At 38.8% G+C, this 11837-nt stretch carries 13 protein-coding genes and 1 riboswitch; of the genes, 4 read left to right on the top strand and 9 right to left on the bottom strand.

Annotated features, from left to right (window positions below; translation table 11 throughout):
• Nucleotides 1-4: 4 nt before the first annotated feature.
• The 7 genes from phnM to CUC15_RS18985 form a co-directional block, all read right to left on the bottom strand.
• On the bottom strand, nt 5-1186 hold the full coding sequence (gene phnM, locus CUC15_RS18955) for a phosphonate metabolism protein PhnM (RefSeq protein ID WP_114918157.1): 1182 nt from the start codon (nt 1184-1186) through the stop codon (nt 5-7).
• 90 nt (nt 1187-1276) lie between these two features.
• Complete coding sequence (locus CUC15_RS18960; protein WP_114918158.1) at nt 1277-2116, bottom strand: ATP-binding cassette domain-containing protein; 840 nt, start codon at nt 2114-2116, stop codon at nt 1277-1279.
• Nucleotides 2109-2975: an alpha-D-ribose 1-methylphosphonate 5-phosphate C-P-lyase PhnJ gene (locus CUC15_RS18965; protein ID WP_114918159.1), complete on the bottom strand. Its 867-nt coding sequence runs from the start codon at nt 2973-2975 to the stop codon at nt 2109-2111. Before CUC15_RS18965 ends, CUC15_RS18960 begins: the two co-directional genes overlap by 8 nt.
• On the bottom strand, nt 2965-4077 hold the full coding sequence (locus CUC15_RS18970) for a carbon-phosphorus lyase complex subunit PhnI (RefSeq protein WP_114918160.1): 1113 nt from the start codon (nt 4075-4077) through the stop codon (nt 2965-2967). Before CUC15_RS18970 ends, CUC15_RS18965 begins: the two co-directional genes overlap by 11 nt.
• On the bottom strand, nt 4077-4673 hold the full coding sequence (phnH, locus tag CUC15_RS18975; RefSeq protein WP_114918161.1) for a phosphonate C-P lyase system protein PhnH: 597 nt from the start codon (nt 4671-4673) through the stop codon (nt 4077-4079). The genes CUC15_RS18970 and phnH overlap by 1 nt, the downstream gene beginning before the upstream one ends.
• Nucleotides 4674-4696: 23 nt before the next feature.
• A complete protein-coding gene (phnG, locus tag CUC15_RS18980; RefSeq protein WP_114918511.1) occupies nt 4697-5119 on the bottom strand; it encodes a phosphonate C-P lyase system protein PhnG in 423 nt (140 codons plus the stop codon).
• A 217-nt stretch (nt 5120-5336) separates the two neighbouring features.
• The gene (locus CUC15_RS18985) at nt 5337-6056 is read right to left on the bottom strand and encodes a GntR family transcriptional regulator (RefSeq protein ID WP_341457213.1); all 720 of its coding nucleotides are present in this window, start codon (nt 6054-6056) and stop codon (nt 5337-5339) included.
• A gap of 581 nt (nt 6057-6637) precedes the next feature.
• On the opposite strand from CUC15_RS18985, the gene CUC15_RS18990 reads away from it, so the two are divergent.
• The 3 genes from CUC15_RS18990 to CUC15_RS19000 all read left to right on the top strand — a co-directional run bounded on the left by CUC15_RS18990 (nt 6638) and on the right by CUC15_RS19000 (nt 8052).
• On the top strand, nt 6638-7084 hold the full coding sequence (locus CUC15_RS18990; RefSeq protein ID WP_114918163.1) for a VOC family protein: 447 nt from the start codon (nt 6638-6640) through the stop codon (nt 7082-7084).
• A gap of 69 nt (nt 7085-7153) precedes the next feature.
• Nucleotides 7154-7489 (top strand): L,D-transpeptidase, encoded by a 336-nt coding sequence (locus CUC15_RS18995; protein ID WP_114918164.1) that lies wholly within the window; start codon nt 7154-7156, stop codon nt 7487-7489.
• A 344-nt stretch (nt 7490-7833) separates the two neighbouring features.
• Nucleotides 7834-8052 (top strand): hypothetical protein, encoded by a 219-nt coding sequence (locus tag CUC15_RS19000; RefSeq protein WP_114918165.1) that lies wholly within the window; start codon nt 7834-7836, stop codon nt 8050-8052.
• Between the two features lie 103 nt (nt 8053-8155).
• Here CUC15_RS19000 and CUC15_RS19005 read toward each other — a convergent pair whose 3' ends face one another.
• Both CUC15_RS19005 and CUC15_RS19010 read right to left on the bottom strand, forming a co-directional pair.
• On the bottom strand, nt 8156-9517 hold the full coding sequence (locus tag CUC15_RS19005) for a PFL family protein (RefSeq protein ID WP_114918166.1): 1362 nt from the start codon (nt 9515-9517) through the stop codon (nt 8156-8158).
• Nucleotides 9518-9535: 18 nt separating this feature from the next.
• Nucleotides 9536-9811: an ACT domain-containing protein gene (locus CUC15_RS19010; RefSeq protein ID WP_114918167.1), complete on the bottom strand. Its 276-nt coding sequence runs from the start codon at nt 9809-9811 to the stop codon at nt 9536-9538.
• A 432-nt stretch (nt 9812-10243) separates the two neighbouring features.
• Nucleotides 10244-10320: riboswitch (glycine riboswitch) on the bottom strand.
• A 289-nt stretch (nt 10321-10609) separates the two neighbouring features.
• On the opposite strand from CUC15_RS19010, the gene CUC15_RS19015 reads away from it, so the two are divergent.
• Nucleotides 10610-11653: an acyltransferase family protein gene (locus CUC15_RS19015; RefSeq protein ID WP_114918168.1), complete on the top strand. Its 1044-nt coding sequence runs from the start codon at nt 10610-10612 to the stop codon at nt 11651-11653.
• Nucleotides 11654-11837 lie beyond the last annotated feature (184 nt).

An 11837-nucleotide genomic window follows, 5' to 3' on the forward strand; every position in this document is an offset into this window, starting at 1 on the left:
TTATTTACTTCACGCGATAATTCGTCGTAGTCATTACCGAGCCATTGACCATTGTTGTCGTTAGCATTGGATAGCCGTCATCCATTCTTTCAATAATGAGAATATCTGCCTTCTTACCAGGTTTAATTGACCCGAGTTCATCGTCCATTCGTACAGCTTTTGCCGGATTTAATGTCACCATCATAAACATACGATGTAAATCATTGCCGTATTTTTCACTTAACTCGAATATCGCATGCAGTAGTGCGGCTGGATAGTAATCGCTGCATAGAATATCAACACAGTCATGTTTAATAGCTTCTGCAGCTGAAAGATTACCAGAGTGTGATCCTCCTAATAATACATTTGGTGCGCCAGCAATCGTTTGTAGTCCTAATTCTTTTGCTTTTTTAGCAACCTCTAATGTGATTGGAAATTCACTTATCGTTGTGCCAAAAGATTTGACCAGCTCCAGTTTTTTAATATTGTCATCATCATGAGAGGCTACTGCAATGCCTTTAGATATTGCAATATCTGCTACCTGTTTAATCTTTTCCATCGTCATAAACGTACTATTTTGGCGTTCTTTGATAATTACGTTTACTTCATCATCCGTCAATTCGCGATAGCCTTTTAATGTGTCACGATATACTTCTAAATCCCTGTACTGGCCTTGTCCAGGTGTATGGTCCATAAACGAGAGCAGATGTACTTTATCATTTTCGATATTCTCAACGAGTCGATCGACTTCATCAATATTATCTATCTCAAATCTTGCATGGAGCCTATGACGAATCAGATGCAATTCATTATGGGTTGCCTCAATCGCATCCACCAAGCGCTGCGCATTTTTTGGATAACGCATCGGTTTATGTGTAAAAACATCTTCGCGGTAGAAGGACAGGGAATGAAACATTGTCGTAATCCCATGGCTAATTAATATTTTCTCGGCTTCTCTCAAGCTGATATTAAGATCCATCATACTTGTCGGGCGCGGTGATACAATTGTTTCGATATAATCGGAATGAATATCAATAAATCCTGGTGAAATATAGCCGCCGTTTGCATCAACCAATGCTGCGTCTGGATATTTAGAAGCCTCTTCCTCAGGTATAATTGCTTGAATATGCTCACCTTCAATAACAACCGCAAATCCACTAATGATTGCTTCTTCTGTTACTATTTTTCCATTTGCAATGATATACATCGCTTCACTTCCTTCTATGAATTATGTATACGAGCTGGGGTAAGCATAACTGGTCGACTAAGCTCGCTGCACCGAATGTACTTTACTTCTCTATAACAATGAATAAACTAATTGCTGTGTATAAGCATGCTGTGGATCCTCTAATATTTGATCCGTCAGCCCTTCTTCAATAATCGATCCATTCAGCATGACGACGGTACGATCTGCAAGCATACGGATGACTGCTAGATCATGGGAAACAACAATCATGCTTATGCCTAATTCCCGCTGGATTTTTTTAATCAGATCTAGAACGTTCGCCTGTACAGATAAATCCAGTCCGGTCGTCACTTCATCTAAAAACAGAATCGGTGGATTATTTGATAAGGCCTTGGCAATTTGTACCCGTTGCTGCATGCCGCCAGAGAAGTTTTGTGGAGCTTCTTTCATCCGAAACAATGGGATGTGGACACTTTCTAACAGGTCCTTACCAATTGCCTCCATTTCCGATACATTACGATTACCTGCTGCAATTAATTTCTCTGCGATATTGCCAATGGAGGAAAAATTCATCTTTAATCCATGAACTGGATTTTGATATACCATGCCATATGTATGATTACGAATATAACGTTTTCGTTGGGAAGACAATGTAAAAACATTATTGCCATCCAGGGCAGCATCATGAATATACGCTTCTCCCGATGTCACATCTGCATCAAAATACAAGCACTGCATCAATGTTGATTTACCGCTCCCACTTTCACCAACGATACCTAGGATTTCACCAGGAAATAAATCAAAGGAAACATCCTGGCAGGCATACACTGTGCCACAGTTCGAACAGTAATTTTTCTCTAATCCCTTGTCATGTTCTTGATTACATTGGTGGCAGCCTGGTCCAAATTGTCTGTTTAAATTTCGTACGCTTAATATTGGCTCTTCATACATACTCACCTTCCGCCTCCACTTCTTCGTCCATATTTAATCTTTCTAAACAATAGCTCGTGTCATTACATTGATAAATCGTTTCGCCATTAAGATGATCGATCAATTCATCCATGAAAACATTCGTTGCTCCACATAAATGACAATGTTTCCCTTTAAACGATTCAACCGTAAATGGATAATCATCAAAGGCAAGTGATGCTACATCTGTATAAGGCGGTACAGCATAAATTTTCTTTTCACGGCCAGCACCTAAAAGAATTAATGCTTCTGATTGGTGCATTTTTGGATTATCAAATCTAGGGATTGGACTAGGTGCCATTACATAGCGATTATTTACATATACTGGGTGATCCGCGCCTGTCGCTGTTTTTCCATATTTCATAATTTGTTCAAAAAGCATGAGCCATGCTCCGCTATAATCCTCTTCAGAATGGAGAATTTTCGTTTTATATTCTTTTGCTTCGTATTGTCTAAGTGGTTCGGGCATTGGAACTTGCAGAACTAAAATTTGTCCCTCTGTTAAGGCTATTTCTGGAATACGGTGCCTCGATTGGATAATACTTGATTCTCCCGTTCGTTCCGTTAGCTCTACCCCCGTTGTTGCTTGCACTAATTTCTTAATACTGACAGCATTTACAGACTCATCTGCACCTTGGTCGATAACCTTCAGTACATCCTGTTTACCAATAATTGAAAGGGTAATCTGTAGGCCGCCTGTACCCCAGCCACGTGCAATTGGCATTTCTCTTGAAGCGAATGGTACTTGATAGCCCGGGATAGCTACAGCCTTTAGAATGGCACGACGGATTTCCTTTTTCGAACCTTCATCAAAAAAGGCGAAATGCGTATTAGTTTTCATCCTTGTCCCCACCTTTCACCTGACGGACACTGTCCAGCTTCGATTGAAACGTTACATAATGTGGCAGCTTCAAGTGCGAAATAAAGCCTGTCGACTCAACAGAATCGATGTGCAGCAGGACAAATTCCTCATCATGTGTAGGAAATTCCGCTTCCGGATGCTCTAAACATTGGTCTAAGATGCTCATCGCAATTGCCTTTGTTTCATTTTGGCCATAACAAATGCCATAGCCAATTTCAAATTCAAGCTCCGATTCATTCTGTTCGTTTTTCACGGTGACAGGAACAAAGGATTCTACCTCAGTCACTCTAATTTCACCGATATAAAATTCATTTTCCTCGTCTTGCTCCATTTCATTTGGATGTGCGACATATATCGGCAAATTGCCAACACGAACTTCCCCAACATTCGGGTGGACTTGTCCATATCCTCGAAGTGATGCATAACCTAATGAAGTGACAGCACCTGTTTGTCCACGTGTCAATACTTGTAATTTCGCACTTCTTGATGCTGGAAATTGTAAACTCTGTTTTGTAATATCATCTGGGTCTGTATTATTTTTCTCATACTTTTCAAAAAGGCCTTCTTCACGCAAATAGTCGACTACTTTTGGAAAATACTGCACTTCATTCTGTGCTCGGGTTGCAGCTAATTTATCCTTATAATCTCGTAACCATTGCTCGTTATCGCTTTGATCCTCATCAATTAATTGAAAATCAAGTAAACGATGGGTATAGTCACGAGTAGCACCGAGCAGCTGTCCACCGGGAATATCTTTAAAACTCGCAGAAATACGGCGTTCCACTAACATCGATTCTGCTTCAACTGTTTGACTATAATAAAGTCTAGGAAGCGTAGAACGATGCGCACGCATTAAGAATACTGCCTCCTCCATGCTGCCTTCCGCTTGCTTAATTGCAAGTGCTGCTAAATATGGGGAATACAAGCTGCTCTCTGACATCACTTGATCGATCATTGCTTTCATTGTTGCTAATATTGTGTTGACCTCTAGTATTTCTTCATCCTTTAATCGCTCGTACTTCAATCGTTCAATCGAAGCTTCGATAGCTTTCGTACCACCCTTTACCGCAACATAACCCATTATTTCACCTCCAGTATTTCCACAGAAGTTGTGCGAGGCACACAGGCCAACTGTGCTTTTTCATCTATAAAAATGAGGTCAATCCCCAATGGATATTCCTTCGTGCGCTCATTTCTTGCTTGCCATATTTCCTGTGTTAGTCCCACTTGAAGCTCGGTATGGTGTTTTATACCTGGGCCCGTTAATGTAAGCTCTGCCTCATTCGCTATCAGCGGACACTCGATTATCCATGTTGCAGAAGCTTGCGGGTCAATTAAATTTCCAATCTTACAATACTCCATAGCCTGTATGATTGTTGATTCTGTATCATCATGTAATACAATGACAAAGTCTGCTTCTGTAATTGGTGCATATTTTGCCAGAGTATATTCCGAAATTTTTTCAATTAATTCTTGATTTTTCTCGGAAAGAATATGAAACGTAACCTCAGCATCCAGCAATGTCATGACACTTAGAAATGTTGCTTGATAGCAGGGAAGCTTATATACTATCCGCTCTGCAATCTCATGAATTGATGAAATCGTACCTGGCCGTGACATACTATGTAATAATTTCCGGTATACATGCTGCGTATCATGTACTTGATCAATCGCCATGCTATTGCTCCTCTCTGTCTAATTTAAACATCCATCGTTTCAAAATTGACCTTGGTTTCAAATAAATCTGCCTGCTCTTTCGCGCGCCGGCTCATTATCTGCTGCTCTGCTCTCTGCAACTGTGGATTCCATTCCTCTACCTCAGGCAGGTTTGCTTTATATGCCGCGTCAATAATCGCTAAATGCTTTGCAAGCTCATCCTGCATTCCCACTACAATCCCTATGCCAATTTGATTATTTATCTCAACCTTTGCCTCGGTAACAAGTACTTCACCAATATAGAAAAGGGAATTCTTTGCTGATTCGCGCATCTTAATCATCGTCAATCCATACTGCGGAGCAACAATTTCCTGACATTCATGGTTCTGAGTAATCATTTCTGCAAAACTTCTAGCTAAACTAGAGTCACTTTGAATAAGAATCTCTGTTCTTCTTCGTCTCTTCATCATTCAGGTGCACCCTCCTTCTTTAGAAAAATTGACATTCGGCGAATTGCCTTAGTTGTACATACTCGTTAAGCTAGTTTTCTTATCTGTCAAAACTAGCTTAACTTGTCGCCAAGTGCTTGTGTATTAAGAAAAGGTAAAGTATATGTAAAGGGAATTAATAAAGGGTAAATAAAAAAACAGATAAGCAAACCCATTTGCAGGGTATCTTATCTGTTCAATCCATCGTTATATCATATTTAAATTTATCACTACGGTATAAAATTTTCGTATGCTCTAATATTTGCTTTGATTCTGCATCAATACAATCACTTTCAACTTTAATAAGTGGCACCATGCTTTTACAGGAAAGCAGCCGCTGTTCCTTCGAGGTTGGAAAAGTTATACTTAGCATGGTTTGGCGGCTCGAAAATTCCTTAAATCCCTGCTTTCGGTAATAGGAAAACATTGATTGAATCGCTGGTCCTTCTTCCTCAATCTTTGGGAAGCTGGATTCACTTACATATGAATTGTGGATTGCGATTGGTTCACCATTGATAACCCGCAATCTCCCAATTTTAAAAACAGCTTCTCCTCTAGCTGTACCTAAGATCCGATAAACTTCAGCGTCATAATCGATTTTTTCACAGTAAATGTTACTTGTTTTTAATTCAAAGCCTAATTGGTTCATTTTTTCTGTAAAACTTATTTTCCCTGTCAAACTCAATTGAATCGGGATTGCGGCTTCTTTTACATATCGGCCCTTCCCTTGCTTGGAATAAATATATCCACGTTCCTCTAATTTTAATAACGCGTGCCGCACTGTCATCCTTGGAACTCTGTATTTATCTGCTAGTTCATTTTCAGAAGGCAGCTTTTCCCCTGTCCCTATCTCTCCTTTTACAATTTTATCCATTATGTCATCGGTGATTTGATTTTCCTTATCTATTGAAATAATATGGCCCCCTTAACTGAAAGCTTTCTTTGCCTTTTATAACTCTGCACTCCTATCTACATTATAGTAGAAATCCCCTTAAACTAGGAAATCCATTTTTATTCTTATTTTAATTTATTTAAATCTAAAACTACAGACTGATTTGTTATTGTTTGTCGCCATTGATATAAACCGTGAACTAATTTAAGATGTCAAATGCTCTTGGGCCAGTCGCTCCGAAAATACACTTCGCTTTCCGCGGGGGGCTGGTGAGCCTTCTTGTGCTGTCGCACTTCGAAGTCTCACCGATGCGCTTCCTCCCGCAGGAGTCTTCGTGTATTTTCTCCGCTGGGATTGCGAGTAAAAATTATTTTCTATCCTATATTAGATAGAGTCGCATTTTCCTCTTTCATGGCTGTGATTGTAGCGGAAATCAACATTGTGCTTAGTTCGCAGTTTGTATAAACAGCGAATTATCATCCACAATCGCAGATAAGAAACTATAAAATTTCCCACTAATAAGCACTCCCAAAAAGGAAATACATCTTTTAAAACGAATGATATACAATAAGAAATAATATTTCACAAAGATAGGAGCTGCGAAAATGAATCGATTAAATTTAATAACATTAGGTGTAAGAGACATGGTAGAATCACTTAAGTTTTACCGCGATGGGCTTGGGTTTGAGGTTGTTGTTCATGGAGAAGAAACGAACCCAGATGTGATTTTCTTTAATAATGGTGGTACAAAAATTTCACTGTTTCCGATTGAAAATCTTGCTAAAGATATTAATGATGAAAATCCACCAGCAGCATCTGAAGGATTTAGTAGAATCGCGCTTGCATATAATGGCAAGTCGAAGGAAGAAGTCGATGAAGTGTTTTCTTTAGCAGAAAAAGCTGGTGCTAAAATCGTTAAGAAGCCCCAAACCGTGTTCTGGGGCGGCTATAGTGGATACTTTCAAGATCCTAATGGGTTTTACTGGGAAGTAGCATACGGAGAAGATTGGGCATTCGATGAAAATGACATGCTAATTGTAAGTAAAAATTAATCCGCTTTAAAGTGGCATTGCTAGGCACCTATCATATATATGAAGTAAACGACGTTACGAGGTGATACGATGGCACTTTGGATTGATATTTCAGTAGGTAATCATCAACTAAAGCTTTACGATGCAAGTACACTGCTTAAGACATATCCAATTGGAGTAGGAAAAATACTGACACCTACACCAAAAGGAAATTATATCATTGTTAACAAAGAGGAAAATCCCGGTGGACCTTTTGGTGTTTTATGGATGGGTTTATCTAAGCCTCATTACGGAATACATGGCACAAATGATCCTTCATCAATCGGCAAGTCTGTTTCACATGGCTGTATTCGGATGCATAACGAGGATGTAGTGGAGTTATCCAATATGGTTCCTCTTGGCACGAATGTCTATATTCACCCTTAATAATATTTTTATGGTAGGTTGAAACAGGCGAACGGCTTAGATGCTGTTCGCCTGTCAATCTTTATAGATTACAGCTTCACATGTTAATGTTAATTTCCCAACATTAAACTGATCTTGATAAAGATTATTAGGCAAAATTTTATTTTATAACCCTACTACTTTTAAACTAGCATGAGCTAAAACCAATCTTCAAATAATGATAGGATACCTAGCACTTTAAGCAGTATAGGGAAATAGTAATATAAATTGTTCGATTTATTAAAAAACTTTTACATCCATGTAATCTAGCGTTAAAGAACATGGATTATAATGAAAGGGTACCAAAAATGTTAGGAGAGGTGATCATGTTGAAATTGAAAAAATTAACATTTGCAACAATGGGGGCAATCCTTTCTACAGGTCTATTGTTTGGATGTGCTGCTGACGAAGAAGATCCTGCAACAGAGGATCCTGCAACTGAAGAACCAGCATCAGGAGAACCAACAGAAGAACAAGATACAGACGATGGTGCAGAAGAAGAAGTACCTGAAGATGGTGCAGAAGAAGAAGGTACTGAAGGTTAATTATTATTACTTACGAATTAGGAAGCCTCCACTAATAAATGTGGAGGCTTTAATAATGGACAATCTCTCTAAATGAGCTAGGGAAGGATCAGACGTATCTTCATTAATTAATCAATGCCTGCAACGGTGCAGCAATTCTTCCACCGCGTTTAATAAATTTTTCCGAGCTATATGGGTTTACACCCATAACAGGAGCACGACCTAGAAGTCCACCAAACTCTACCATTTCCCCTTCTCCCTTACCGGGAACGGGAATAACTCGCACAGCAGTTGTTTTTTTATTAATCATACCAATCGCCGCTTCGTCCGCTATAATACCAGACAAAGTCGCAGGTGTAACATCACCAGTAAGTGCGATCATGTCCAGGCCGACTGAACAGACACAGGTCATTGCTTCTAATTTCGGGAGAGTTAAGGAGTTATCCATAATCCCGCGGATCATGCCGTTATCCTCACTAACAGGGATAAACGCGCCACTAAGTCCACCAACAAATGAACTTGCCATTGCTCCGCCTTTTTTCACTGCATCATTCATTAATGCCAGCGCTGCAATTGTTCCATGGGTGCCGACACGTTCAAGACCAATCTCTTCCAGTATTTCTGCTACACTATCATTCATTGCATTTGTTGGTGCGAGAGATAAATCAACGATGCCAAATGGAAGCTTTAGTCGTTCGGCAACAACACGACCGATTAATTCCCCTGCTCTTGTAATCTTAAAGGCTGTCTTCTTAATAATCTCGGATATGTCACTTAGATTAGCATCATCATGCCGTTTCAATGCGCTTAAGACAACACCTGGCCCACTAACACCAACATTAATGACAGCCTCCCCTTCACCAGTACCATGGAATGCTCCAGCCATAAATGGATTATCTTCTACTGGATTACAGAAAACTACTAGTTTTGCACAAGCGAGACCATTTTGATCCTTTGTCCTTTCTGCTGCTTCTTTAATAATCATTCCCATTTTCGCAACGGCATCCATGTTAATCCCTGCTCTCGTTGTGCCAATTGAAACCGAGGCACATACGCGCTCCGTAACACTTAAAGCCTCTGGCAGGGCATCGAGCAATGTTTCGTCACCCTTTGTCATTCCCTTGTGAACGAGTGCAGAATAACCGCCAATAAAATCTACTCCAAGCTTAATAGCAGCTTTATCCAGTGTCTTTGCTATTTCAATAGCTTGTTCCTTGCTAGCATTCCCTAAAATTTCAGCAATCGGTGTAATCGAAATTCGTTTATTAATAATCGGAATCCCGTATTCTCTTTCTACCGCTTCAGCAACTGCCTTTAATTCCCCTGCGTAACGAGTGATTTTGTTATAAATGTTTTGATTAAGGTTAGCAAAATCAGCGTCTGCACAATCATGCAGACTAATTCCCATTGTAACGGTACGGATATCCAGATTCTCCATTTGAATCATTCGGATTGTTTCAATCATTTCATTATGTGCAATCTTCATCCCAATTCCCCCTAGTCCTTATACACGATGCATTGCTTGGAAAATTTCTTCAAGCTGAATATTAATTTTTAAACCAAGTGCATCTCCTAAATGATTAAACTGATCCTGCAACTGGTCGAGATCTTCTCTTCCTGCAACATCAACAAGCATCATCATCGTAAAGAAGTCTTGGAGAATTGTCTGACTGATATCCAAAATATTAATCTGTTTATCTGCCAATATGTTCGTTACCTTTGCAATAATACCTACTTGGTCCTTACCAATTACACTTACAACTGCGTGTCTTTCCCTCATCTTGATCACCTCGTATAAGATTTATAAAATAGTTAATTTCTAAACTATTGCTGCTCATTCAAGTGAATATTGATATTTCGTAGTTGATATAAAATGCCAACTAGATTAATGTGCTAAGGGCTCTTCGGCCAGCCGCTCCAGAAATACACTACGCGCACCTTAGGGGAGCTGGTGAGCCTACTCGCGCTATGCGCTTCTTCCCGCAGGAGTCTTCGTGTATTTCTTCCGCTGGGGATTGTGCAAATACCTATCAATGTTCAGATGGTAAACACGCTAACTATTACCGTTACCGTTGATATTAGCAACATTGCGCTCAATTCACAGAATATATCAATACCAGCACACTATACAAAATGAGCCTAAAACAAAAAACGAGATTGGAATCAGTCCAATCTCGGTAGATGCAAGAATAACATACGAAAAATATGTATACGTTACTCTTCCGTCCTTTTGCCTGAGATTGTGAATCCTTCGGCGCCGCAAATTGCGATCTCTTCAGAAGCTGCTCCCACTATAGTTTTACCCATAATGTTCATCGCGTATTTAATTAAAAAGATAGGATAATATTAGCAATTAATAACTAAATGGTCAATAGGTGATTCATTTATTGGCTGATTTTTATAAATAGAGAGATTTTTATGAAGTTTGCCATCATTCGATTTTTCTGCTATTGCAGAGACTGCATCACTCCTATGTGGCTAATGGTCTTCACCTCGACAGTCAGCAGTCATAAAAGAGCTATATTAGACGAATAGTGTGAGAACTAATTAAGTAATAGCAAGGAGCTTTTTTAAATAGATGATTAAAGAATGGAATTTACTCAGAGTAATTGCTTGTTTAAGTATTGTATTTTTACATAGCACGACATTTACCGTTTGGTCAAAAGGTAATCTTAATCTCGAATATTATCAATTTTTCCGACTTTTATTATGTTTTGCAACACCCACATTTATCATTCTGTCTATCATAATCTTGGCCTACAAGTATAATAATAGATTGCCAGATGAATTCTTTAAACGCAGGGCAAAATTAATTTTACTGCCATTCATCTCTTTCGCCATAATAGATGCATGGATGGTTAATGCAACGAGCACGGGTGGCATTGATATACCCGAGAAAATATTACTAAATTTAGTAGGGGAATATGAAGGTTATTTTATTTTAGTTATTTTCCAATTTTATATCATCCATTATCTCGTCGTAAAATTTAAGATATCTGTAGAAAAGTTTTTACCGATTAGTATCCTCCTAATGGCAACAAGCCTCTATTTTCTATTCAGCAACTATCCTTTCTTTATTCAATACCGTAAAGTCTTTGAAATTTTGTTTATTAGTTGGGTAGGATATTATACTGTTGGATTTGTTATTGGTAAACATTATGATGCTATCAGGAAATTCCTGAAGGATTATAAGTGGTATACGATTATCGTACTAGCGTTTTCAGTCTATCTTCTTTTCTTATCTTTTGAGGCTGGTAATATCAATGTGCGTTCGAGAAGAATCGATATATTTGCAGTAGCTTTGTCTGCTAGTCTAGTCGTGCTAGCTTGGGGACAACTGGTACCTAAGTTAAAAATCGTAAATCTTATTAGTAACTATTCTTTAGGTATCTATTTAGTACATTGGCAGGTTATGCGAGTATTGGCTCCTTTTCTCGCGGAGCATATTCATTCGATGACTTCCATGATACTCTGCTTATTCTTTTCAACTTTAATTATTTCCATGGTTATTATTAAACTAATTTCATTGCTTCCATTTGGTAAATATATTGTTGGGAATGTTAAACGGAAGTATAATAAAAAGCAATCTACCGTGAAGTTAGGAGAAAGCGCGGTATCCTAATTGAAAAGCCGAGGTAAATACAAAGACGCAGCAACTTGTGCTGATAATTACATGATTCCTTTCACAATTAAAAGCCCTAGCAGGCATTTAATAGATCCTTTTTCATATCGGGTTTATTGAATGCCTGATTTATTTAGTTAGAATAGGAACTCCACATTTAAAGATAAACGCCCGGAAACTTTTC

This window comes from Oceanobacillus zhaokaii (assembly GCF_003352005.1).
In the GTDB taxonomy this organism is placed as follows: Bacteria; Bacillota; Bacilli; order Bacillales; family Amphibacillaceae; genus Oceanobacillus; species Oceanobacillus zhaokaii.